Raw genomic sequence first — 22413 nt, 5'->3', positions numbered from 1 at the left:
CAGGTCTACGTGCTGGGGTGTTTCCGAAGGTTTTCGCGAGCGGGAAATGTTCCGGAAACACCGGCCCAGGCAGGGTGGGCGGGTATAACCGAGCTGGTGGAGGGCCGGATGAGGGTGCTGGTGGCCGAGGACGAGAAGGTCCTCGCCGACCTGGTCGCGGCGGGACTGCGGTCCGAGGCGATGGCCGTCGACGTCGCCTACGACGGGCTCACCGCGCACGAACGGCTCGCCGTGCACGACTACGACGTGGTGGTGCTCGACCGCGACCTGCCCGGGATGCACGGCGACGACATCTGCAGTGACCTCGCCCGCTCGGCGAGCCGGACCAAGGTGCTGATGCTGACCGCGGCGGGCTCGCTGGACGACCGCGTCGACGGGCTGGAGCTGGGCGCGGACGACTACCTCACCAAGCCGTTCGAGTACCCGGAGCTGGTCGCGCGGGTGCGCGCGCTGGCCCGGCGCGCCGCGCCCGTGCTGCCGCCCGTGCTCAGCGCGAAGGGAGTCGAGCTGGACGCGGCGCGGCGGCGGGTCACCAGGGACGGCAGGCGGGTCGAGCTGACGCCGAAGGAGTTCGCCGTGCTGGAGGTGCTGTTGCGCGCGCAGGGCACCGTGGTCAGCTCGGAACAGCTGCTCAAGCAGGCGTGGGACGAGCACGCCGACCCGTTCACCAACGCGGTCCGGGTGGCGATGTCGAAGCTGCGCTCCAAGCTCGGTGAGCCGCAGGTGATCGAGACCGTGCCGGGCGCGGGCTACCGGATCTGAGGCGCGCAATGGGAGGCATCCGGCTCACGGTGCGCGCCAAGCTCACCGCCCTCTACAGCGGGCTCTTCCTGGCTTCCGGCACCGTCCTCGTCACGGTGGTCTACCTGCTGATGTCCCAGACGATCTCCAACCGGGTGTCAGCGGCGATCTCGAAGTCCGAACTGCCCGCGAGCGTGGGGCTGCGGTGGACGGCCATACCGGCGATACCCCTGCAGACGATCGCGCCCGACGGTGTCGCCCTGCGGGAGTTCACCAAGGACGTCACCGCGGTCAGCGTCGACACCACCCTGTCGTCGCTGCTGCTCTACTCCGCACTGGCGTTGATCTTCATCGCGGCGCTGTCCGTCGCGGCGGGCTGGTGGATCTCCGGCCGAGTGCTGCGGCCACTGCACCAGATCACGGCCACCGCCCAGCGGCTGTCCTCGGCGAACCTGCACGAGCGGATCGCGCTGGACGGGCCGCGCGACGAGCTGACCGAGCTGGCCGGGACCTTCGACACCATGCTCGACCGGTTGCAGCACGCCTTCGACAGCCAGCGCCGGTTCATCGCCAACGCCTCGCACGAGCTGCGCACCCCGCTGGCCATCCAGCGCGCGGCGATCCAGATCGGGCTGAAGAACCCCACCAAGCAGCAGCTCGCCGAGGTGAGCGAGCAGATGTTGGAGGCCAACCGGCGCAGTGAACGGCTCATCGACGGGCTGTTGCTGCTGGCGCGCAGCGACCGCGGCATCGAGAACCGCGTCCCGGTGGAGCTGCACCGCGTGGTCGCCGACGTCGTCGACCAGCACTCGGCCGCCGCGGCCACGCGCTCGATCGAGGTCGAGGTGAACGCGGAGCCGTTGCTGGTGCTGGGAGATCTCGTGCTGCTCACCCAGCTGGTGACCAACCTCGTCGGCAACGCGGTGCGGCACAACGTCGACGGCGGTCAGATCTGGGTGCGCACCAACTCGCGCAGCGGGCTCCAAGTGGTCAACACCGGCCCGCTGCTCGACCCGGACACGGTTCCGCTGCTGTTCGAGCCGTTCCGCCGGGGCAAGGAACGCACCGGTTCCGCGGACGGCGGCGCGGGACTCGGCCTGTCGATCGTCTCCTCGATCGCGCAGGCGCACGGCGGGAAGGTGCTGGCCGAGGCCAGGGCGAAGGGCGGCTTGCACGTGCGGGTGACGCTCCCGCTCAAGTCATCACCCAGCCACCGTTGACCTCGATCGTCTGGCCGGTCACGAACGACGCCTCCGGCCCGGCGAGGAAGGACACCACCGCGGCCAGCTCCTCGGGCGTGCCGCGACGTTGAAGTGCTTGGTGCTTCAGGACGAACTCGTTGTACGCCTCGGGGTCCGGGTGGATGGCCTCCGCCGCGGTCGGGAACGCGCCTGGGGACACGCAGTTCACGCGGATCTCGCGCGGGCCCAGTTCTCGGGCGAGCGCTTTGGTGAGCGCCACAACGGCTCCTTTGGTCGCGACGTAGGCGGCCAGATCCGCCCAGCCGCCGTGCATCGTCATGGAAGCGATGTTGACGATGCTGCCGCCGGTCGCGGGCATCCGGCGGGTCGCCAGTTGCGCGGCGAGCCAATATGACCGCTGGTTGACCGCGTGAACCTCGTCGTACTCCGCGAGTGGGACCTCGACGAAGGGGCGCGTGGGGTAGATCGCGGCGTTGTTCACCAGCACATCGAGTTGGCCGATGGCGTCGAAGGCGTTCTCGACCACCGTGGAGTCCCGCAGATCGACCGAGTGCGGCGTGGCGGTGCCACCCGCTCGCTCGATCAGCTCAACGGTGTCCTCCGCCTGCGCGATGTCCAGCACCGCGATCGCATAGCCGTCCTTGGCCAGCCGCAACGCGATCGCTCGGCCCAGCCCTCCGCCTGCCCCGGTCACCAACGCGACCCGTGCGCTCATGACCCGCATTCTCCCCCGTGGGCTTACGCACTGAATGAGTCATTCGGTGCGTTCAAGTACCTCAATGACTCATTCAGTGCGCAAGGCCGCCCCGATTTCCGCGCCGTCGAGGGTTATCCCCGTGGGTTCGACCCCGGCCGAGAACCACTCGACGAGGAACTCGAAGGGCTGCTCCGGCGGCAACGGCCACAACCACAGCATCGCGTAGGCGCGGACCGAGTCCTCGCTGACGGTGGCGTCCGCCCAAGTGACGCTGAACGACGGCTCCAGCCGCCAGGCGCCGTCGCTGTGCCGGTAGGTGGGCCAGCCACCACCGTGCTCCACGGCGAGCGTGTCGTCGGCGAACCGGACGGCGAAGCGCGGTGGCTTGGCCGAGCCGGTCAGACCCGCTCGAATCCGGTCCCACTCCCCCTGCGCGAGGCCGTCGGCCATGGCGGTGACGCTCACCTCCAGGTGGCAGCCCTGCGGGTTGGCCCACACCGCGGTGACACCGACCGCGACGTTGCCGGTGCTGGCGACGGTCCGGCCGACCGGCAGCACGGCGCCACCCGAACCCTCATGGGCTCCGGCCCACGGCTGGGCTCCCGGCGCGAGCGCGAACCGCGGCCTGCGGTGCACCTCGTCGAAGGAGCAGAACGATTCCATGCTTCGACGGTAGCCCCGGAGAACCCGTTGCGGGCCAGCGAGAAAGCGATCTGGGGGTGTTTTCAGGGTTCCCCCCTGCGTAGCCTGACGGCCCCCCGGAACAGGCCGTCCGGGGGGCCGTCAGGGGGCGTGCTAGCGGATCGGGATCAGCGCCAGCGCGCTTCCTCCGCCGCGGCGGTGCGGTTCCGCGGCGAACTGGATGCGGCCGTTGCCGAGGAACTCCAGCGCGGCGACCGTGCCGATCTCCGGGTTCGGCGCGAAGTTGCTGGGCGCCAAGGTGAACTCGTGTCCCTTGCGTTCCAGCACCGAGCGCAGCGGGCCGTCCATGAAGCCCCGCTCCGCCTCGGTCTTGGCCGCGTTGCGCTGCGAGATCCGCGGCGCGAGCACGGCCTCCGGCAGTGACTTGCCGAGGTCGAGCCGGTTCACCAGCGTCTGCAGCACCGTGGTGATGATCGTGGAGCCACCGGGCGAGCCGACCGCGAGCAGCGGCTTGCCGTTGGAGAGCACGATCGTCGGCGACATGCTGCTGCGCGGCCGCTTGCCCGCGGCGGGCGCGTTCGCCGGGAGCGGCGCGCCGGCGGCGGGCGGGGCGATGTCGAAGTCGGTCAGCTCGTTGTTGAGCAGGAAACCGCGCTTCGGCACGGTGATCCCGCTGCCACCGGTCTGCTCGATGGTCAGCGTGTAGGACACGACGTTGCCCCACCGGTCGGCGGTGACCAGGTGCGTCGTCGACGGCCCCTCGTAGGTCATCGGGGCCGCGGGCATCGGCGTCGCGCACGGCTGACCCGGCACGATCGCAGTCGGGTCACCGGCGATCGCGGGGTGGCCCATCGTCTTGTCCTGCTTGATGGTGCACGCCCGCTGCTTGGCGAACTCGTCGGAGAGCAGCCCGGTCACCGGAACATCCACAAAGGACGGATCGCCGATCCACTTGTTGCGGTCGGCGTAGGCCAGCCGCGAGGCCTCCAAGTAGAGGTGCAGCGCCTCAGCCTCGTCCTTGGGCGTCTTGCCGGAGAGCCGGTAGTTCTCCAGGATGTTCAGCGCCTCGCCGACGGTGGTGCCACCGGAGGACGGCGGGGCCATGCTGTAGACGTCCAGCCCGCGGTAGCCGATCTTGGTCGGCTTGCGCTCCTCCACCCGGTACGCGGCGAGGTCGGCGGGCTTCATCAGTCCGGCGGGCACGGTCAGCCCGGCGGCCGGGTCCACCGGCGGCTTCTCCGCGGTCCGCGCCACGTCGCGCCCCAGCTCACCCTTGTAGAGCCAGTCCACGCCCTTGCGGCCCAGCTGCTCGTAGGTGTCGGCCAGGTCCGGGTTCTTCAGCACGGCGCCGACCTCGGGCAGCTTCCCGCCCGGCAAGTACAGCTCGGCGGTGGCGGGGAAGGCCCGGAAGCGCTGCTCGTTCATCGCGGTCTGGCCGCGGAACTCCTCGTCGACGACGAAGCCCTTGCGGGCCAGGTCGATGGCCGGGCGCAGGTTTCGCCGGAGGTCGAAGCGCCCCCACTTGCGCAGCGCGCGCTCCCAGGTCGCCGGGGTGCCGGGCACGCCGACGGACAGGCCGGAGGTGACGGCCTGGTCGAAGGGCAGCACCTTGCCGGTCTTGGGGTCCACGAAGGAGTCCGGGCGCATCGCGGCGGGCGCGGTCTCCCGGCCGTCGATCGTGTGCACCTGCTTGGACTTGGCGTCGTAGTAGACGAAGAAGCCTCCGCCACCGATGCCAGCCGAGTACGCCTCGGTGACACCGAGGGCCGCTGCCGCGGCGACGGCGGCGTCCACCGCCGTGCCACCCCTGGCGAGGACCTCGATCCCCGCCTTGGTCGCGTCGTGGTCGACGGTGGCGACGCCACCGCCGTAGCCGGTCGAGGTGGCGCGCTTAGCGGCGCCCGGCCATCCCACCCGCTCGTCCGGTGCCGCGACCGCGGACACCGGAGAGACCACGCCTGCCAGCACCGGGACCAGGGCGAGGACAGCCAGGCCGCGCCGGGTCCGCGCAGTTCTCGGAGTTGTCATCGCACCTTCCTACACGCGGCCCCAGCCGATGGCACCCCCGTTCAGATCACGAAGTGGGTACCCTGTTCCCGTGCGAGACGAGACGGCCACGCTGCGTGACCGAAGCCGCGTTCTGGCCTTCGTGCTCCTCGCCGTCTACGTGACCCTGCACCTGTCCGTCTGCTGCTCCGGCCAGCCCGATGCCTCGGCGCCGGTCACGCACGTCTCGCACGGGCATTCGCACGACCTGCCGCCGTGCGAGCCGCACGCGCACTCCGCCGACGACACGCTCTGCACCGCGTTGCCGCGCACGAAGGGTGAACCCGCTCCGCTCGCCGACGTCGCCGTGATCCTGCCCACTCTCGGCCTCGTCCTGCCGCCGCCACCGCCCCGGCGACGGCGCGACTCCACCGGCAGAAGTGTCCATAGTGGACGATCACTGCTGCTGACCATCTGCGTGGCGCGGAACTGACAGTGCCACCGCCCCGCCGCGCGCGGGGACGGCCCACTGCCACATTCGCACCCGGCCGTGCCGAGTGGTTCTCGCATGGCCGGAATCCCTTGAGGGACAACGCACATGGACACCATCACGCAGTCCCGCCCCGACCTGGCCAGCGTCGTGGGCAACACCCCGGTGCTGTGGATCGACGAGCCGGTCAGCGGCCGCGGTTTCTGGGCGAAGCTGGAGGGCAGCAACCCCGGCGGGATGAAGGACCGCCCGGCGCTGCACATGATCACCAAGGCCAGGGAGCGCGGCGACCTCGCGCCCGGCGGCATGATCGTCGAGTCCACCAGCGGCACGCTCGGCCTGGGCCTGGCGCTGGCCGGGATCGCCTTCGACCACCCGGTCACCCTGGTCACCGACCCCGGACTGGAGCCGATCGTGCACCGGCTGCTCGCCGCCTACGGCGCGCGGGTGGAGCTGGTCCGGCAGCCGCACCCCACCGGCGGCTGGCAGGAGGCGCGCAGGCTGCGCGTGGCCGACCTGCTGGCCCGCTACCCCGGCTCGTACTGCCCCGACCAGTACAACAACCCCGACAACGTCGACGCCTACGCCTCCCTGGCGCAGGAGCTGGTCGTCCAGCTCGGCCGGGTGGACACGCTGGTCTGCTCGGTCGGCACCGGCGGGCACTCCGCGGGCGTCTCCCGTGAGCTGCGCAAGCACTTCCCGCACCTGCGGCTCGTCGGCGTGGACACCATCGGCTCGACGATCTTCGGCCAGCCCGCGCGGCCGCGGCTGATGCGGGGACTCGGCTCCAGCATCTACCCGCGCAACGTGGCCTACGAGCACTTCGACGAGGTGCACTGGGTGGCGCCCGCCGAGGCCGTCCGGACCTGCCGCGAGCTGGCCGCGACGAGCTTCGCCAGCGGCGGGTGGAGCGTCGGCGCGGTGGCCCTGGTCGCCGGCTGGCTGGCCCGCACCTCCGGCCCCGACACGCGCATCGCCGCGGTGTTCCCCGATGGGCCACAACGGTATTACGACACCGTCTTCAACGATGAGTACTGCGCGCAGCACGGCCTGCTCGGCGCGGAGATCGCGGAGCACCCAGACGAGGTCGCCAGCCCTTCGGATCGGGAGATCCACCGTTGGACCCGCTGCGCCGCCGTGACCGACCCGGCGGGTGCGTGATGCGGGAAACCCTTGCGCAATACAGGTCCTTCAACCGCCCGGCGCGGATGCTGGTGGTCAACCAGTTCACCATCAACGTCGCCTTCTACATGCTGATGCCGTACCTGGCCGCGCACCTGTCCGGCACGCTCGGGCTCGCCGGCTGGCTGGTCGGGCTCGTCCTCGGTGTCCGCAACCTCTCGCAGCAGGGCATGTTCCTGCTCGGCGGGGCGCTGGCCGACCGCTTCGGCTACAAGCCGCTGATCGTCGCGGGCTGCACACTGCGCACCGGGGGCTTCGCGCTGCTCGGGCTGGTGGACTCGCTGCCCGCGCTGATCATCGCCTCGTGCGCCACCGGTTTCGCCGGGGCGCTGTTCAACCCGGCGGTCCGCGCCTATCTCGCCGCCGACGCGGGCGAGCGCCGGGTCGAGGCGTTCGCGCTGTTCAACGTCTTCTACCAGGCGGGCATCCTGGTCGGCCCGCTCGTCGGGCTGGCGCTGACCGGGCTGGACTTCCGGCTCACCTGCCTGGTCGCGGCCGCAGTGTTCCTCGGGCTGACGATCGCGCAGGTCCGGGCGCTGCCCACACACGAGGCGACGAGCGCGGACCGCGTCTCGTCCTGGCGCACCGTGCTCAGGAACCAGCCGTTCCTGGTGTTCTCGGCGGCGATGATCGGCTCATATGTGCTGTCGTTCCAGGTGTACCTGCTGCTGCCGCTGCACGTGCGGAAGGTGACGGGCTCCGAGCTGGGCGGCACCGTCGGCGTCGGCGCACTGTTCGCGATCTCCGCCGTGGTGGCGATCGCCGGTCAGGTCCGGATCACGGCGTGGTGCAAGCGGAACCTGCCGCCAGGTCGCTGCCTCGTCCTCGGCATCGGGCTGATGACCTCGGCCTTCGCCGTCCTGCTCGGCGCGTCACTGCTCGGGCTCGACCACGCGGGCTCCCCCGTCGCGCTCGTCCCCGCACTGCTGGCCGCGGCGGTCCTGACCGCGGGCACGATGGTCGGCTACCCGTTCGAGATGGACACCATCGTGTCGCTGGCGGAGAACCGGCAGGTCGCGACGCACTACGGCCTGTACAACACGATCTCCGGCATCGGCATCACCGTGGGCAACCTGCTCACCGGCGCGGCGCTGGACATCGCTGAGCAGGTCGGAGCGCCCTACCTGCCCTGGCTGGCGCTGATGCTGGTCGGGGCGGCCTGCACCCTCGCCGTCCACTTGCTCGACCGGTCGCACCGGCTGCAACCCGCCTGACCTCAGTCCCGGACGACCCGCACCGCCACCGCACCGACCCCGGCGAGAGCCAGCAGGGCGAGGCCGATGGCGAGTGCGGGAGCCGGTTCACCCCGGGTGGCGGTCACCGGTGGCGCGGCCAAGGTCGCGCCACCGGAGGCCGCGTCCTCTTCAGCGAGGTAGGGCTCCAGCGCCGGGGACGAGGGCTCAGCGGTCTTCGCCGTGGGGATGGAGGGCGACGCGGCCTGGCAGTCGGCGGGGCTGAGACCGAGCACGACGACGACACCGCAGTCCGGCTCCGGCACGGTCACCGCAACGGCCGGCCCCGGAATCGTCAGGACAAGCGCGCACGCGACCAGCACACCGCCGAGAAATCGCACGCTGTCCCTCCTCATCAGGCTCCAGTCGTCAGGAATGTCCCTTTACGAACAGAATTCGTTACCTGCGGCCATCCGAGTGACCCTTCGTCATGCGGCGCGGCCCACCGTCTCTCACCATGGGAGCGAGCCCACGGGAGGCGTCACATGGACAGCACACCGATCACGATCAACTACGTACCCGACGGTGACGACTGGACCATCACGGTCGACGCGGGCGAAGAGAGCACGACCGCGCACGCTCCCGGCTTGATCGCGGCGCGGGACAGCGCGGACCAGATCGTCGAGAAGATCGTCACCGGCAAGAAGCAGCGCACCGTCGTGCACCTGCTCAACGGCGACGCGTTCGCCTTCACCACGGCCTACCTGCACGCGCGACACGGCATGACCACCAGCTACGGCGTCCCCGCGCAAGCCGAGGCACCGGCAACCGAGCCGGCGGCCGAAGCCGAGACCGAGCCGGAGGAGTCCGCCAGCGCGGCCGGCTGATCCCGGCGACTTAGGATTGGCGCGCGGGCACACGGGCCGCAACCGGTCGCAGGGAGGCAGGGTGGCCACAGCGCCCCAGGCGGAACAGCCCAGAACGGTCCAGCGGGGCAGGCCCCGCGACGCCAGCCGGGACGACGCGCTGCGCAAGGCGACGCTCGAAGTCATGGCGGACGTCGGTTATCGAGCGCTGACCATGGACGCCGTCGCCGCGCGGGCGCGGGCGGGCAAGGCCACGATCTACCGGCGCTGGGAGTCCAAGCTCGAACTGGTCATCGACACCTGTCAGGAGCTGGTCAGCCGCAACATCCCCCAGCCGGACACCGGAACGGTCGCCGACGACCTCCGCGAGTTCCTGTCCACGTACGCGACCCTGCTCACCGGGCCGATCGGGAAGGCGGCGCAGGCCCTGGTCGGCGAGCTACCGCACGAGCCCGAGCTGGCCGAGGCGTTCCGCACGGGTTTCCTCAGCTCACAGCGGAAGATCCTGCGACGAATTCTGGAGGCGGGCACCGCGCGCGGTGAGATCCGCGCCGACGCCCCGCACGGCATGGTCGTCGAACTGGCCGGTGCGGCGCTCACCCACCGGCTGATGCTGATCGGTGAGCCCGCTGATCCGACCTACATCGACCGCCTGGTCGACGAGGCCCTGATGCCCCTGCTGCGCTGAACCGCCTAGCGGAACAGCTTGCGCACGAGGGTCAGCACCACAAGCACGCCCAGCCCGATCAGCGGAAGCTTGATCTTGGGGTCGTCCAGCTTGTGACGCACGGCGTCCGATCCGCTCTCCACGAAGCGCTTCGGGTGCGCACGCACACTCAGCTGGTCCAACGTGGTGGCGAGCGCGTCTCGCGCCTGCTCGATCTCGCGCTCAATGGTGTCCGGGTCGCGGGCCACGGCTCCTCCTCGCTCACGACACACTCCAGCCCAACACGGTAGTCAGCACCGCGGGGAACCCGGACACCGGCACGCCGAAACCGCGGAAACGACGTTCCGACGCTGCCCGCGACCGCCTCCGGCGAGGCCGATAGGCTGTGCTCGCAGGGGGCCGTAGCCCAATTGGCAGAGGCACACGGTTTAGGTCCGTGCCAGTGTGGGTTCGAGTCCCACCGGCCCCACTCGCTCAGGATCCCTGCTCGGCACTGAGACCGGCCTCGTGGGCCAGCACCGCCGCCTGCACCCGGTTGTCCAGGCCGAGCCGGTCGAAGATCGCGCTGACGTGGCCCTTCACCGTGCCCTCCACGAGGTGGAGCCGGTTCGCGATCTGCGCGTTGGACAGCCCACCGCCGAGCAGGGCCAGCACGTCACGCTCCCGCTGGGTCAACGACTCCACCCGCGCACGCGCCGCCGTCTCGCGGCTGAACCCCGTCGCACGCAGCTTCGTGATCACCCGCTCGGCCACCTTCGGCGCCAGGTAGGCACCCCCGCCCGCCACCGCGTGCACCCCGGAGATCAGCTCCCGCGGGTCGCCGGACTTCAGCAGGAACCCCCTCGCGCCACCGTCGAGCGCCTTGGCCAAGTACGCGTCGTCGCCGAAGGTGGTCAGGATCGCCACGGCGACCTCCGGCACCGCGCGGACGATCTCGGCCGCGGCGGCCAGGCCGTCCAGGCGCGGCATCCGGATGTCCAGCAGGGCGACGTCGGGGCGGTGCGCCGCGGCGAGTTCGACGGCCTGCCTCCCGTCAGCCGCCTCGGCGATCACGTCGATCTCCTGGTCGGCGGTGAGGATGGCGCGCACTCCGGCGCGGATCATCGCTTCGTCGTCGGCGAGCAGTACCCGGATCATGGCTCCCTCGGATGTGGCAGTGCGGCGACGACTTCGAACGTGCGGCCGACCGGCCCCGCGCGGAACGTGCCACCGACGAACCGGACCCGCTCCTCCAGCGCCGCCAGTCCGACCCGGCCGCCGACCCGTCTCGATGCGGAGGTCATCTCGTTGGTCACGGTGACCTCGGTGCTCGTGCCGGTGACCGCCAGGCGGACCCGCACCGCCGCTGCCGGTGCGTGCTTCATGGCGTTGGTCAGCGCTTCCTGAACCACTCGATGTGCCGCCTGGCCGATGACCTCGGGCAGCTGCCGCGGGCCGTCCCACTCCAACGACACCGTCATTCCCGCGCCCACGGCTCGGTCAACGAGGTCCTCGACACCGTCCGACGCGGGGTGCAGCGGCGCAGGCTCCCGGTCGCGCAGAACACCGACGATGTCGGCCAGCCGCTCGATCGCCTGGCCTGCTCCCGCGCGCAGCGCCGCGATCGCCGCCCGGTGTCGCTCGGGCAGGTCCGGCGCCAGCTCCAAGGCCCCGGCGCGCAACGCCAGGAGGCTCAGCTCGTGGCCGAGCACGTCATGCATGTCGTGCGCGATGCGAGCCCGCTCCCGAAGGTGCGCGCGCTCGGTGTCTGCGGCGGCCAGCTCCGCCTGTTGCCGAACACCGCGCCCCAACCACCAAGGCAGCACCACGGCCATCGCGAGCATCTGCGGCCCGCTCGCCCACGCGCCACTCGCGATCGAACCGAGCACGCCCGCCAAGCCGGCGCCCACCCCGAACACCACGAGGGCGGGCACCGCGTCGGCTGTGCGACGCCCCACCAGGAAACTGATCACGCCCAGTGCCGCACCGAACGCGACACTCCACGGCGGGACGCTGTGGTCCACCGCCAACGACATCCCGAGTGACGCCACGACGCACACGCCGAGCGCGGCCAGTGGGCGCACCGCGAGCAACACGGTGGCCGCGCTGGGCGCAAGCAGAGCGCAGGCGAACGCCCAGGTCGTCATGTCCTCATAGGACACGACAACGACCACGAGCATCGCCGCGACTGATCCCAGCGCCCACGGCGGGACGGGCGATCTCCGCAACCACCAGTCGCTGGCACCCGTCATGCTCACGGACACTACCCAGCCTTCACCAGGGAAGACCGGCCCAGCCTCCGCAACGCCACGACCCGGGAGACGACCACGCCGATGTTCATCAGGCTCGCGACCAGCCCCCACGTCACCAGCGCCACCGAGTAGTGGGCGAACTGGACGTAGTTCATGTCACGGCCGCCGCCGAAGAGCGACCCGAGCAGGTAAGGCAGTGCGAGCAGGATGGCCAGTGGAGCGAAGCGGGGCAGCAGCCGCAGCACCAGCTGCCACACAGGCCGACCTTCGAACCGCCGCGCCCACACCCGCCGACGTCGCAGGTTTCGCACACCGAGTGCGACGCTGACCAACGTCAGCCCGGCCAGAACCAGGTCAATGATCAATCTCGTCGGCGAACCGGTCGAGGGGATACCTCCTTCCAGGACCGCGGCCAACCCTTCTTCCAGTGAGTAGGTGCCCTCGTTGCCCGGGCCGATGCCGCTGTTGCTGAGCACTGCGATGCCGTAGCCGGAGGGCAGCAGCAGCGCACCCGCCACGTGGGTGAACCAGATGCCGCCATGCCGAGCCTTGCCGCCGCTGCTGGTGTCCCAGCCCAGCCCGTACGTCCAACGCGGATCCGACGATGTGCGCATGGCCGCTGCGCTCTCGGGCGGGACGAGCCGGGTGCCGTCGGCCGTCCGGCCACCGTTGGCCTGCACCACCAGCCACCGCGCCATGTCCTCGGCAGTGGAGATCACACCGTCGGAACCCGCGACGAACCGGTCAGGCTCCCTGGCGGGAACAGACTTCCCGTAGGCGTAGATGTGGCCGTTCCGCACCGTGCTGGGAACGTCGCGCGGGGTGCGGTCGATGGAGGTGGTCCCCCGCATGCCCGCTGGCTCGAACACCTGTCGCCGCAGGTATTCCGCGAACGGTTCACCGGCGACCACCTCCACCAGCCGTGCCGCGAGGTGGTAGTTCGTGTTCGTGTAGCGGTGCTGTGTCCCGGGCTCGACCGCCAGCGTCGCGTCGCGGACGCGCACCACGGCCTCCGCCAAGGAGTTCGGTTGCGGCAGGCTCTTCTCGGGAAGCGTGCGATCGGTGATTCCGGAGGTGTGGCTCAGCAACTGCCGCACCGTGATCCGCGCACCCCGCGGATCCGCGATCCGAAAGTCGGCGATGTAGTCGCGCACCGGCGCGTCGAGCTTCACCTTTCCGGCCTCGACCAACTGCATCACGGCCAGTGCCGTGAACGACTTGCTGACCGAAGCCACCGGCATCGGCGTCGCCGCGGTCAGCCCGGCGCCTGAGGAATCACGCCCGTAGCCTGCCACGTGCACCACTCGATCCGCCTTGGTGATCGCGACCGCTACACCTGGATATCCGGCGCTGTCAGCAAAACTCGTGACGAACCGGTCCACCGCGGCCCGGTCCACACCTTCGCTTGCCATCGCCAGGCCGGGCACCGCGGCGCTCAGCACCAACGCCGCAGCCACCGCGCTCCGCCACCAACTTCTGCCTTGTCCCCACACCGTGCGCTCCGTTCGTCTGATTGACGGCGGAAACGCTAGGAATCGGGCCACCTCAGCGCAGGGCCCGTAAGACAGCCCTCACCCCTGACTTTCGTCAGGTCTTCTTCATCAGGCACCTCCCGTCACGTTGGCTGCCCAGCTGACCTCGCGTGCGTCCTCTGCCACTCAGTCGTGCGACGCTCGACGCTTTAGGGTCAACCGGGCTCGGTCGGCCGCAGCATGTCCGGCGGCCCAGCCGGACGCGTCGCGGACAGTGAAGTCCCGTGATCGCAGGCGTGGGAACAGGTCGTCGAGCGTGTTGTCGATTGCCTTCTCGCGTTCGGCGAACACGGGAACGAGTGCTCGCGACGTCGACTCGTCCAAGGCCGTGACCGCGTGCAGCCGCTCACCGATCCGCACGCCGTACGAGATCAGGAAGGACTGCCGGAACGAGCGGGCCTTCGCGTGTCCAGTCCGCTTGCCCTCGGCCAGCATCGCCCTGTTGGCCTGCACCAGCAACGAGGTCGACAGCAGCTCGGTCGCATCCAGGTCGAGTTCGTCACCGATCATCGTGAGGTATCCCGGTTTCGCGGTGAGCACCGAACGGCAGCGGTTGGCTCCGGCCACCGCCGTCACCAGATGTCCTTTCTCTGCCAGGTAAGGACTCTCCAGCCAGATCCGACGAACTGCCACCGCGAGCGGCACGTCTTGTTCGGCCTCCACAGCGGCACGGTCCAACGCGTACCGGTTCATCAACTCCTGTGCCTTGGCGGACAACGCCTCGGCCTCATCGGGATAGTCGGTGGACTCCGCCTTGGCGAGCAAGCCTCGCACCCGTGAGAGCACCTTCTCGTCGACGCCGGTAGCTGCCCGGGTCACGTTCTGGGCGCAGCCGGGTGGGGGCAGGCTCCGCGCAGTCGCCGCGGTGAAAGCAAGGTCGCCGATGACGGCAACAGCCGCGGTCAGCGTCGTCAGCTCGTCGTGGCCGTGTCGTCGCGCCCATTGGCTCAGCAACGGCGCCGCCCGATCCCGCCGCACAGTGGCGCCGATCTCCGTCAACTGATCCTGCCACCGCGGATGCACCGTGCCCGGGGCATGATGTGCGCGTTCTGCGGCGATGACATCAACGACGAGAGACGCAGCCTCTCGCCCTACCCGGCGTCGCACGAGGTGGAACACGTCCACCGGCAGCCATCCGCGTTTCCATATCTCGCGAACCTCGTCCAACAAGATCTGTTCCAGTGCGACGTGCGCTTCGCGAACGCCGATCGCCCGGCACCAGGCGCTCAGGTCCTCGACGAGTTCGACCGCTGCCGCTGGACCACGCAGAACGTACGCCTGGGCGGCGGCACGTACCGCGGAGCGGAAGGCATGAGCCCGCTTCCGGGAGTACGCCTGTTCGCCTGAGCACTCCTCGAAGTCATCCGCACCTGGGTCATCTCGTATCGGGGCACGACCGGCACGCCCACGTGCTCGCTGTTCCGCCTTGGCCTCACGCTTCTCTTGGTTGCGCTTACCCATAAGTCAGTCCTCACATCGCGTTCCGCCTTCCGTGCCGTGTCCAAGCGCCGAGGGCCGAGGGCCAAGGGCCAAGGGCCGATCGCAGTCCTTCGGCCAGAGCGAGGAAACCAGCCGTGTGATCCGTGCACGGCGGTCCCGCTTGGCCAGACTGCCCCGGCGCGGAACCCAACGCACTGAGGTTTTCTTCAGTATTCGCCTGCGGTGTTCAGCCCGAGTTTGGCTGGTCTTCCTCAGCGACGGCCCGGCGCCGGATTCCTAGCGTCGTAGACGTGATCGACGAAGTCATGAATCTGGCAACCAACCCCGAGCCCGGCGGCATCACCGGCTGGGCCATCGGGCTCATGGAAGCGCTGGGAGGGCCCGGTGCGGGACTCGCCATCGCCCTGGAGAACCTGTTCCCTCCCCTGCCCAGCGAGGTGATCCTCCCGCTCGCGGGCTTCACGGCGAGCAAGGGAAGCCTCAGCCTGGTGGGCGCCATCCTGTGGACCACCCTCGGGTCCGTGGTCGGCGCGATGGTCCTCTACGCGGTCGGCGCCCTGCTCGGCCGCGACCGCACCCGCGCGATCGCCGCGAAGCTCCCCCTCGTGAAGGTCGCGGACATCGACCGGACCGAGGCGTGGTTCGCCCGGCACGGGGTGAAGGCGGTGTTCTACGGCCGCATGATCCCCATCTTCCGGAGCTTCATCTCAGTACCGGCGGGTGTCGAACGGATGCGGATCCCGACGTTCCTGTTCTTCACCACGCTGGGCAGCCTGGTGTGGAACACCGCGTTCGTGTTGGCGGGCTACACCCTCGGCGAGAACTGGGGGTTGGTCGAGCAGTACGCGGGCGTGCTGTCCAAGGGCGTGGCCGCGGCGGTCGTCCTGCTGGTGATCTGGTTCGTGGTGACCCGGGTGGCCAAGCGCGGACGAGTTCAGGAGCCGAGGTAGCGCAGGACCGCGAGCACCCGGCGGCTGTAGCCGGTGGTGTGCGACAGGTCGAGCTTCTCGAAGATCGCGTTGACGTGCTTCTCCACGGCGCTCCGGGACACGTGCAGCTGCTCGGCGATGGTGCTGTTGGTGTGCCCCTGAGCCATCCTGCCGAGCACATCGCGTTCCCTGCCCGTCAACCGCGCCAACGGATCGACGTGGGTGGTCCGGGACAGCAACTGCCGGACCACCTCCGGATCGAAGGCGGCCCCGCCGTCGGCGACCCGCTGCAGTGCGTCGAGGAACTCGCCCACCTGGACCACCCGGTCCTTGAGCAGGTACCCGACCCCCTCGGAGTCGGTGCTGAGCAGCTCGGTGGCGTATCGCTTCTCCACGTACTGCGACAACACCAGAACGCCCACCGCGGGCCAGGTGCGCCGGATCTCCAGTGCGGCGCGCAGACCCTCGTCCGTGTGCGTCGGCGGCATCCGGACGTCCACCACGACGACATCCGGCTGTTGGTGCCGTACGTAAGCCAGCAGTTCGGCCGCGTCCCCGACCGCGGCCAGCACCTCATGGCCCTCCTCGGCCAGCAGCCGGACCAGCCCTTCCCGCAACAGCGCCGAGTCCTCGGCGAGGATCACCCGCACGGCAGCATCACCCGGATCTCGGTCGGTCCCCCTGCGGGACTGCTCAGCACGAACTCACCGTCCAGCGCGGCGACCCGGCCGGCCAGGCCGCTCAGCCCGCGCCCGGCCGGATCGGCACCACCCCGTCCGTCGTCGCCGACGATGACCACGATCTCGTCCCCGATTCGTCCAATGTGGACCTCGACGCAGGAGGCACCCGAATGCTTCACCGCGTTGGTCACCGCCTCGAAAACCACGAAGTACACGACCGCCTCGACCGGCGAGGGGAGGCGTTCCTCCAGCCGGTAGTGCAACCGGACCGGGACCTCGGAGCGTTCGGCGAGCGCCGCGAGCACCTCGGCGAGCCCCAGGTCGTCGAGAGCGCTCGGGTACACCCGCCACGCCACCTCGCGCAGGTCGGTCAGCGCCTGCTGCGATTCCTCGTGCGCCTGGCGCAACAGATCCTGCGCCTTGGTCGGGTCCGTTCCCCTGCGGGCCCGGCCCAGCAGCATGCCGAGCGCGACGAGTCGCTGCTGGATGCCGTCGTGCAGATCCCGCTCGATCCTGCGGCGTTCGTCGTTGATCGCCTTCACCGTCTCGGCGCGGCTCACCGACAGTTGGGTGACCCTGCGCTCCAGCACTTCGACCGCGCTCGGTCCGAGCAGGTTGCGCAGCAACCAGCGCTCGACCGCGACCTGGGCGAAGGTGAACAGGGCCGTGACGTACAGGCCGATCAGGCCCAGCACGGTCAACGCGATCATGTAGAACTCGTTGTGGGCATCGGTCGGGTCAGCCCGGATGGCCCACCCCCGAGTGCCCTCCAGCGGGGCTCCCGGAGGCACGTAGAGGTACACCGCCAGAAAGCTGATGCCGTACCAGAATCCGACGATGACGACGATGCCGCCGAGCAGGCCCATCGGGGCGCGCGCGGCGAGGTAGCGCAGGGCGCGGCGGCCGTCGTTGTCCCGGCCGGGCTCGGCCCCGCACCACCGCATGAGGCGCCGACGTTCCATCCGCGCGAGCACAGATGCCTGGGTAAGAACCATCGGGCGGGACGAGCGCCGCAGTGCGGGCCACACCAGTCCGGGCGAGGACACCAGACCGGCCCACAGCAGGAAGCCGAGGTCCACCAAGGCCATCGGCAGTCCCACCAGGACGCCCAGGGTCACCGACCCCCACGCGCGAACTCCCTCGGGCTTCGCCCTCCGCACGACCGCATCAGCCCCCACGGGGCGAGGCTAACCGAGGCCGGGTCGTCCTGCTTCTCCGGTGGCGAGGCCGTGCCGGTACGCGTACCGCACGGCGTCCGCGCGGTTTCGGGCACCGATCTTCGCGAACGCGTTGTTGATGTGCGTCTTCACAGTTGTCGCACCGATGTACAGCGTCTTCGCGATCTCAGCGTTGCTGAGTCCGCTCGCAATCAGGGCGAGCACTTCGGTCTCGCGCGGGGTCAGGCCGTCCGTGGGCCGCCGGATGGCCGCCGCTCCGACGTCGCCGGCGAACGCGGCAACCAACCGCTGAGACACCGCTGCGTCGAAAGTGGACTGTCCCGTCGTGACGGCACGAAGAGCAGCAGTGATCTCGGCGCGACCAGCGTCCTTGGTCAGGTAGCCCCGAGCGCCCGCATTCAGGGCGGAGGCGATCGACTCGTCGTCGTCATAGGTCGTCAGCACCAGCACGGCGACCTGGGGATACCGCTCCACGATGAGGCGGGTCGCGGCGGCCCCGTCAAGGATCGGCATCCGCAGATCCATCAGCACAACGTCCGCGGTGACCTCGTCGAGCAGCTCCACCGCCTGCCGACCGTTGCCCGCGGCTCCCACCACCTCGACGTCCGGAAGGAGGTTCAGCAACGCCACCAGACCTTCCCGCATGACCTGTTGGTCGTCGGCCACGATCACTCGGATCAACTCACTCATCCCGGAACCTCCGCGGTCACCAACCAACCCCCGTCCTCGGTCGGCGCTGTGGTGAGACTGCCACCGACCAGTGCGAGCCGCTCGCGCATCCCGGTGAGGCCGTAGCCTTCGGCGGTCGCCCCGGTATCACCGACCCGTTCGGGGCGTGCGTTGCGAACCTCGGTCTGGACGTCCGCGGCGCGGTACCTCACGGTGATCGTGACAGGGGCACCCGGAGCGTGCTTGGCCGCGTTGGTCAGCGCCTCTCGCACGCTGCCGAGCAAGCACACGGTTGCCGCCGAGGAGATCGCTCGTGGTTCGCCCTCGGACTTCACCTCGACGTCCACTCCGTGGTCGGAGCGGTGATCCTCGGCGAGCGCGGTCACCGCGTCGGCGAGCGGCATCACGTCGGAGCGGAGGGCGGCGACGGCGCGGCGAGCTTCGGCGAGTCCCTTCGCGGCCAATCGGCGTGATCGGCGCACCCGCTCCACCGCGCCGGTGATATCCCCCTTGTCGGTCAGCAGAACCTCGGCAACCTCCAACTGAACACCAAGGGCGCCAAGGGAATGCGCCAGGACGTCGTGCAGCTCCCGTGCGATGCGAGTGCGTTCGTCCAGTGCGGCGGCACGGGCTTGTTCCCGTTGGGCGCGCCGGGTCTGCTCCAGCAACTGCCGGGAGTGAGCGGCCTGCAGTTGGTAGTGGCGCGGGTGCATTCCGAGCAACGTGACGAAGACGCACAGCACCACCGCTCCGAAGGCGAGGCTTGGCGGCCGGTCGAACACCAGACAACTGGTGGCGGCGGTGAGGACGTCCAACGCCATCACCGCCGCGATGACGACGGCGCTCACGCTGGGCAGCATGGCCAACCGCCCGAGCACCACCGCCACCATGATCAGCGCGGTGCCGTCCGTGCTCGGCCCAACAGCGAGTGCGGGCAACAGCGACGCCACCGTCAACAACGCCAGGGAGGTGCGCGGCAACCACGACGCCGACAACAACCACAGCGCCCAGCAGGCGAGGCTCGCCAGGTAGACCAGCCACAACCAGGTGGAGGCCGAGGACGCCGTGACAACCGTGGCGACCAGCGCCACCGTGCCCAGCACCTGGACCACGAACCAGCTCGGAGCGAGCCGATCGGCTGCCCGTACTCCGGCCATTCCCAGTTCCTTCCCGGACGCGGTCAGCGATGACGCGGGTCATCGAGTCGGTCGAGCACCACCTTGGCCACCGCGCCCTTGATACCGCTGTCCTGCGTTCTGCGCCGGAGCACCGGCTCGACGACGTTCTTCGCCTGCCCGAGCAGCCCCAGTTTCTTCACCACCACCAGGAGGACGATGCCCAGAAGCACCAACCCGACGACGACCGCGGCGATGATTCCCACCCGCAGCAGGTAGAACTCCATGATCCGTTCCACGGTGACCCCTTTCTCCGATGTGGGGCAACGCTAGGTCCGCGACCACGGGGAACTGGACCTCCCGAGGGTGGAGACGCGGGTGGAGATCCAGCACTACCTGGGGGTGCCGTTGAGGTAGGCGAGCACCGCCAGGACGCGGCGGTTGTCGTCGTCGGAGGGGGCCAGGCCGAGCTTGGTGAAGATGCTCGCGGTGTGCTTGCCGATGGCGCCCTCGCTGATGAACAACCGTTGTGCGATGGCGGCGTTGGACCGGCCCTCGGCCATCAGCTCCAGCACCTCGCGCTCGCGCTCGGTCAGCTTGCCGATGGGTTCGTCGCGGGCGTTGCTGGCAAGCAGCTTCGAGATGACCTCCGGGTCCATCACCGTGCCACCACCGGCGACGCGGCGGACGGCGTCGACGAACTGCTCGGCGTTGAAAACCCGGTCCTTCAACAGGTATCCGATGGCGCCCGTGCCGTCGGCGAGCAGCTCCCTGGCGTAGAGCTGCTCCACGTGTTGGGACAGCACCAGCACAGGCAGGCCCGGTACCGCGCGGCGGGCGGACAACGCGGCCTGCAGGCCCTCGTCGGTGAAGGTGGGTGGCAGCCGGACGTCGACGACGGCCACGTCCGGCCGGTATTCGGTGAGCGCGTGCTGAAGTTCCGGGCCGCTCTCCACCGCTGCCACGATCTCGAAGCCGTGCGCCTGCAACAGGTGCGTCAGGCCGTCTCGAAGGAGGTAGAGGTCTTCGGCGAGGACAACACGCACGGCAACTCCATGATCACCTTGGTAGGCCCGCCCACCGGGCTGTCGACGGTGAACGTACCGTCGAAGGTCGCGAATCGGCGCTCGATGCCGCGTAGGCCACTGCCGAGGCTCGGATCCGCTCCACCGCGCCCGTCGTCGGTGGCGACGATGCGCAGCCGCTCGCCGTCGTGGCTCATTTCGATCGTCACGCGGGTGGCCTTCGCGTGTTTGGCTGCGTTGGTCAGCACCTCGGACACGCCGAAGTACGCCGCGGACTCCACCGGCGCTTCAAGCCGCCCGGGCAGGTCGCCGGTGACCTCGACGTCGAGTGCGCTGTCCAGTGCGAGCGCGCGGACGGCGTCGACGAGGCCGCGTTCGGCGAGCACCGGCGGGTGGATGCCGCGCACGAGGTCACGGAGTTCGCGCAGCGCCACCGAGGACGCCTCGCGGACCTGGGCGACCAGGGCTTTGGCAGCAACGGGGTCGCGGTCGATCAGCGCTTCGGCCGCGCCGAGCTTGAGGCCCATGGCGACCAGGCGGGCCTGAGCGCCGTCGTGCAGGTCGCGCTCGATGCGGCGCAGCTCGGCGGCCTGCGCGTCGGAGGCCTCGGCCCGGGACTCGGTCAGCACCTGGACCCGCTTGGCGAGCAGAGCGGCCTTGGTGGGGGCGAGCAGGACCGGGATCCACTTCGCGTAGATCCGCACCAGCCAGGGAGCGACGACGAACGAGAAGAGGGTCAGCAGGACGCCGAACACCGGCTCGAAGATGCCGGGCAACGGGCCGAGCACGGTGGCCTTCGGCAGCCACAGATCGGCGAACGCATAGCCGGGTTTCGTGGGCCTGTCGAGGAAGTAGGCGAGCACCGGCTCCCAGAACCACGGGAGCACCCAACCGAACGCACCGATGCACGCCAGCACAGCGGGGAGGAACGGCAGCAGGCCCACAACGCTGTTCAGCGCCATCCACGCGAGGTCGCGCCAGGTGGCGCGGTCGGACATCGCCCACCTCCACCGCTCGTACCGGATCACCGGGCCCGCGGTGCGGTACAGGGCGCGTCCGGCCTGGTACCTGCCGTCCGGGCGGGGGCGAGGCAGCGGTGGCTCGGGCAGGTAGGGGTCCGGGATCTCCGCGCCCAGCACGTCCTTCACCCGCGAACGGGCGAAGTTGGGCAACGAACGCCCCGCCTCGACCAGCGGTGCCCACACCAGGCCGTTCAGCCCGGTGAACTGACCGACGACGAACACGACGAGGTGCGCCAGGAACAACAGCAACCCCAGCGCGCTGAGCGACGCGATGGCTGCCCCGTGACCGATGGCGCGCAGCCGATCACCGGCCCACACACGCAGCCTGGACTTGGGACCGCGCGGGCGTTGCCGTGCGAGCAGCAGTCGGTTCCACCGTCCCTGGGCGATCACCAGGTACGGCGCGGAGAGCACGCCGAGCACCATGACCAGCAGGCCCAGGGGAACACCGGCGTACCAGGGGATCCCGAACGGCCGCCACGGCGCGACGAGCCCGAGGAGGCCGGAACCGAACGCGGCCACGGGCAGCAGGCCGAGCACGGTGCCGACGACTCCGTTGACCAGCATCCACAGGTGGTCCCGCCACGTCGCGGGGTCGTTGGAGATCCACGTGAACCGCCGCTGGTAGTCCAGCCACCACCCACGCTTGTACAGCCGGTCCTGGTCGCGGTACCACCCGTCCTCGTCGGGCTGCACCGGCTCCGGCGGCGGGCGGTACGGATCGGCGATGTCCACTGTGGACCACTGGCCGCTGAGGCGGCGCACGAGCCTGGGCAGGAACCGCGTCCACTGGACGACGTGCATGTGCGTGAAGATCAGGCCGACGAACACCGGCACGAGCGAGGCCAGCACCAGCACCCACGTCAGCAGGCCCGCCACGGCGAGTCCCGCGAAGGCGACGCCCCGCGCCATCGCGACGGAGTACCTGCGCACCATGTCCTGCTCCT

At 70.0% G+C, this 22413-nt stretch carries 24 protein-coding genes and 1 tRNA gene; 9 read left to right on the top strand and 16 right to left on the bottom strand.

The genetic code is table 11. The features are described 5' to 3' along the window. Window positions 1-108 precede the first annotated feature (108 nt). A complete protein-coding gene (locus BLT28_RS33615; protein ID WP_030426634.1) occupies window positions 109-762 on the top strand; it encodes a response regulator transcription factor in 654 nt (217 codons plus the stop codon). Window positions 763-770: 8 nt separating this feature from the next. Then, window positions 771-1961: a sensor histidine kinase gene (locus BLT28_RS33610; RefSeq protein WP_030426635.1), complete on the top strand. Its 1191-nt coding sequence runs from the start codon at window positions 771-773 to the stop codon at window positions 1959-1961. Here BLT28_RS33610 and BLT28_RS33605 read toward each other — a convergent pair. From BLT28_RS33605 to ggt, 3 genes are all read right to left on the bottom strand, one after another. Next, window positions 1936-2658, bottom strand: coding sequence for an SDR family NAD(P)-dependent oxidoreductase (locus BLT28_RS33605; protein ID WP_030426636.1), 723 nt, complete (start codon window positions 2656-2658; stop codon window positions 1936-1938). The two genes, BLT28_RS33610 and BLT28_RS33605, sit on opposite strands and share 26 nt — an antisense overlap. Window positions 2659-2727: 69 nt before the next feature. Further along, window positions 2728-3303 carry a hypothetical protein gene (locus tag BLT28_RS33600; protein WP_030426637.1) on the bottom strand — a complete coding sequence of 192 codons (576 nt, stop codon included), beginning with the start codon at window positions 3301-3303 and terminating at the stop codon, window positions 2728-2730. A 132-nt stretch (window positions 3304-3435) separates the two neighbouring features. Continuing rightward, window positions 3436-5310, bottom strand: a complete 1875-nt coding sequence (gene ggt, locus BLT28_RS33595; RefSeq protein ID WP_052406730.1) for a gamma-glutamyltransferase — start codon at window positions 5308-5310, stop codon at window positions 3436-3438. A gap of 70 nt (window positions 5311-5380) precedes the next feature. Between ggt and BLT28_RS33590 the strand changes: the two genes are divergently transcribed. The 3 genes from BLT28_RS33590 (at window position 5381) to BLT28_RS33580 (ending at window position 8154) form a co-directional block, all read left to right on the top strand. Beyond that, complete coding sequence (locus BLT28_RS33590; protein WP_030426639.1) at window positions 5381-5761, top strand: hypothetical protein; 381 nt, start codon at window positions 5381-5383, stop codon at window positions 5759-5761. Between the two features lie 105 nt (window positions 5762-5866). Continuing rightward, window positions 5867-6919 (top strand): PLP-dependent cysteine synthase family protein, encoded by a 1053-nt coding sequence (locus BLT28_RS33585; RefSeq protein WP_030426640.1) that lies wholly within the window; start codon window positions 5867-5869, stop codon window positions 6917-6919. Then, on the top strand, window positions 6919-8154 hold the full coding sequence (locus BLT28_RS33580) for an MDR family MFS transporter (RefSeq protein ID WP_030426641.1): 1236 nt from the start codon (window positions 6919-6921) through the stop codon (window positions 8152-8154). Before BLT28_RS33585 ends, BLT28_RS33580 begins: the two co-directional genes overlap by 1 nt. 2 nt (window positions 8155-8156) lie before the next feature. On the opposite strand, the gene BLT28_RS33575 is transcribed toward BLT28_RS33580, so the two are convergent. After that, the gene (locus BLT28_RS33575; RefSeq protein WP_156050390.1) at window positions 8157-8513 is read right to left on the bottom strand and encodes a hypothetical protein; all 357 of its coding nucleotides are present in this window, start codon (window positions 8511-8513) and stop codon (window positions 8157-8159) included. A 144-nt stretch (window positions 8514-8657) separates the two neighbouring features. On the opposite strand from BLT28_RS33575, the gene BLT28_RS33570 reads away from it, so the two are divergent. Next, entirely contained in the window at window positions 8658-8999 is a 342-nt protein-coding gene (locus BLT28_RS33570; RefSeq protein WP_043810061.1) for a hypothetical protein, read from the top strand. Between the two features lie 61 nt (window positions 9000-9060). Then, on the top strand, window positions 9061-9666 hold the full coding sequence (locus BLT28_RS33565; RefSeq protein WP_030426644.1) for a TetR/AcrR family transcriptional regulator: 606 nt from the start codon (window positions 9061-9063) through the stop codon (window positions 9664-9666). Window positions 9667-9671: 5 nt separating this feature from the next. Here BLT28_RS33565 and BLT28_RS33560 read toward each other — a convergent pair whose 3' ends face one another. Beyond that, the gene (locus BLT28_RS33560) at window positions 9672-9893 is read right to left on the bottom strand and encodes a DUF3618 domain-containing protein (RefSeq protein WP_030426645.1); all 222 of its coding nucleotides are present in this window, start codon (window positions 9891-9893) and stop codon (window positions 9672-9674) included. Window positions 9894-10040: 147 nt separating this feature from the next. Here BLT28_RS33560 and BLT28_RS33555 point away from each other — a divergent pair. Then, window positions 10041-10114 (top strand) — tRNA-Leu (locus BLT28_RS33555). A gap of 5 nt (window positions 10115-10119) precedes the next feature. Here the strand turns inward: BLT28_RS33555 and BLT28_RS33550 are convergent. From BLT28_RS33550 to BLT28_RS33535, 4 genes are all read right to left on the bottom strand, one after another. After that, window positions 10120-10782: a response regulator gene (locus BLT28_RS33550; RefSeq protein ID WP_030426646.1), complete on the bottom strand. Its 663-nt coding sequence runs from the start codon at window positions 10780-10782 to the stop codon at window positions 10120-10122. Further along, window positions 10779-11876, bottom strand: a complete 1098-nt coding sequence (locus BLT28_RS33545; protein WP_231950512.1) for a sensor histidine kinase — start codon at window positions 11874-11876, stop codon at window positions 10779-10781. The genes BLT28_RS33550 and BLT28_RS33545 overlap by 4 nt, the downstream gene beginning before the upstream one ends. A gap of 11 nt (window positions 11877-11887) precedes the next feature. Continuing rightward, window positions 11888-13333 (bottom strand): serine hydrolase domain-containing protein, encoded by a 1446-nt coding sequence (locus BLT28_RS33540; protein ID WP_030426648.1) that lies wholly within the window; start codon window positions 13331-13333, stop codon window positions 11888-11890. 201 nt (window positions 13334-13534) lie between these two features. Further along, the gene (locus BLT28_RS33535) at window positions 13535-14869 is read right to left on the bottom strand and encodes a DUF2786 domain-containing protein (RefSeq protein WP_030426649.1); all 1335 of its coding nucleotides are present in this window, start codon (window positions 14867-14869) and stop codon (window positions 13535-13537) included. 284 nt (window positions 14870-15153) lie between these two features. On the opposite strand from BLT28_RS33535, the gene BLT28_RS33530 reads away from it, so the two are divergent. After that, a complete protein-coding gene (locus BLT28_RS33530; RefSeq protein WP_043810119.1) occupies window positions 15154-15798 on the top strand; it encodes a DedA family protein in 645 nt (214 codons plus the stop codon). Here the strand turns inward: BLT28_RS33530 and BLT28_RS33525 are convergent. From BLT28_RS33525 to BLT28_RS33495, 7 genes are all read right to left on the bottom strand, one after another. Then, complete coding sequence (locus tag BLT28_RS33525) at window positions 15783-16427, bottom strand: response regulator (RefSeq protein ID WP_030426651.1); 645 nt, start codon at window positions 16425-16427, stop codon at window positions 15783-15785. The two genes, BLT28_RS33530 and BLT28_RS33525, sit on opposite strands and share 16 nt — an antisense overlap. Next, window positions 16418-17635 carry a sensor histidine kinase gene (locus BLT28_RS33520; protein WP_231950511.1) on the bottom strand — a complete coding sequence of 406 codons (1218 nt, stop codon included), beginning with the start codon at window positions 17633-17635 and terminating at the stop codon, window positions 16418-16420. Before BLT28_RS33520 ends, BLT28_RS33525 begins: the two co-directional genes overlap by 10 nt. 9 nt (window positions 17636-17644) lie before the next feature. Further along, window positions 17645-18316 carry a response regulator transcription factor gene (locus BLT28_RS33515; protein ID WP_043810120.1) on the bottom strand — a complete coding sequence of 224 codons (672 nt, stop codon included), beginning with the start codon at window positions 18314-18316 and terminating at the stop codon, window positions 17645-17647. 5 nt (window positions 18317-18321) lie between these two features. Beyond that, complete coding sequence (locus BLT28_RS33510; protein ID WP_030426654.1) at window positions 18322-19461, bottom strand: sensor histidine kinase; 1140 nt, start codon at window positions 19459-19461, stop codon at window positions 18322-18324. Between the two features lie 23 nt (window positions 19462-19484). Then, entirely contained in the window at window positions 19485-19718 is a 234-nt protein-coding gene (locus tag BLT28_RS33505; RefSeq protein ID WP_083383813.1) for a hypothetical protein, read from the bottom strand. 93 nt (window positions 19719-19811) lie between these two features. Then, window positions 19812-20465 carry a LuxR C-terminal-related transcriptional regulator gene (locus tag BLT28_RS33500; protein WP_030426656.1) on the bottom strand — a complete coding sequence of 218 codons (654 nt, stop codon included), beginning with the start codon at window positions 20463-20465 and terminating at the stop codon, window positions 19812-19814. Further along, window positions 20417-22402, bottom strand: coding sequence for a sensor histidine kinase (locus BLT28_RS33495; RefSeq protein ID WP_030426657.1), 1986 nt, complete (start codon window positions 22400-22402; stop codon window positions 20417-20419). Before BLT28_RS33495 ends, BLT28_RS33500 begins: the two co-directional genes overlap by 49 nt. Window positions 22403-22413: the final 11 nt, after the last annotated feature.

It is taken from the genome of Allokutzneria albata, from assembly GCF_900103775.1.
Taxonomy (GTDB): Bacteria; Actinomycetota; Actinomycetes; order Mycobacteriales; family Pseudonocardiaceae; genus Allokutzneria; species Allokutzneria albata.
The sequence above is the reverse complement of the archived record's forward strand: the minus strand, read 5'-3'. Positions and strand labels throughout refer to the sequence as shown.

What these genes read in the sequence shown, in the direction of transcription:
- BLT28_RS33615 (WP_030426634.1), top strand. Translation starts at nt 109, where the DNA reads ATGAGGGTGCTGGTGGCCGAGGACGAGAAGGTCCTCGCCGACCTGGTC.
- BLT28_RS33610 (WP_030426635.1), top strand. Translation starts at nt 771, where the DNA reads ATGGGAGGCATCCGGCTCACGGTGCGCGCCAAGCTCACCGCCCTCTAC.
- BLT28_RS33605 (WP_030426636.1), bottom strand. Translation starts at nt 2,658, where the DNA reads ATGAGCGCACGGGTCGCGTTGGTGACCGGGGCAGGCGGAGGGCTGGGC.
- BLT28_RS33600 (WP_030426637.1), bottom strand. Translation starts at nt 3,303, where the DNA reads ATGGAATCGTTCTGCTCCTTCGACGAGGTGCACCGCAGGCCGCGGTTC.
- ggt (WP_052406730.1), bottom strand. Translation starts at nt 5,310, where the DNA reads ATGACAACTCCGAGAACTGCGCGGACCCGGCGCGGCCTGGCTGTCCTC.
- BLT28_RS33585 (WP_030426640.1), top strand. Translation starts at nt 5,867, where the DNA reads ATGGACACCATCACGCAGTCCCGCCCCGACCTGGCCAGCGTCGTGGGC.
- BLT28_RS33580 (WP_030426641.1), top strand. Translation starts at nt 6,919, where the DNA reads ATGCGGGAAACCCTTGCGCAATACAGGTCCTTCAACCGCCCGGCGCGG.
- BLT28_RS33570 (WP_043810061.1), top strand. Translation starts at nt 8,658, where the DNA reads ATGGACAGCACACCGATCACGATCAACTACGTACCCGACGGTGACGAC.
- BLT28_RS33550 (WP_030426646.1), bottom strand. Translation starts at nt 10,782, where the DNA reads ATGATCCGGGTACTGCTCGCCGACGACGAAGCGATGATCCGCGCCGGA.
- BLT28_RS33545 (WP_231950512.1), bottom strand. Translation starts at nt 11,876, where the DNA reads ATGACGGGTGCCAGCGACTGGTGGTTGCGGAGATCGCCCGTCCCGCCG.
- BLT28_RS33535 (WP_030426649.1), bottom strand. Translation starts at nt 14,869, where the DNA reads ATGGGTAAGCGCAACCAAGAGAAGCGTGAGGCCAAGGCGGAACAGCGA.
- BLT28_RS33530 (WP_043810119.1), top strand. Translation starts at nt 15,154, where the DNA reads ATGAATCTGGCAACCAACCCCGAGCCCGGCGGCATCACCGGCTGGGCC.
- BLT28_RS33510 (WP_030426654.1), bottom strand. Translation starts at nt 19,461, where the DNA reads ATGGCCGGAGTACGGGCAGCCGATCGGCTCGCTCCGAGCTGGTTCGTG.
- BLT28_RS33495 (WP_030426657.1), bottom strand. Translation starts at nt 22,402, where the DNA reads ATGGTGCGCAGGTACTCCGTCGCGATGGCGCGGGGCGTCGCCTTCGCG.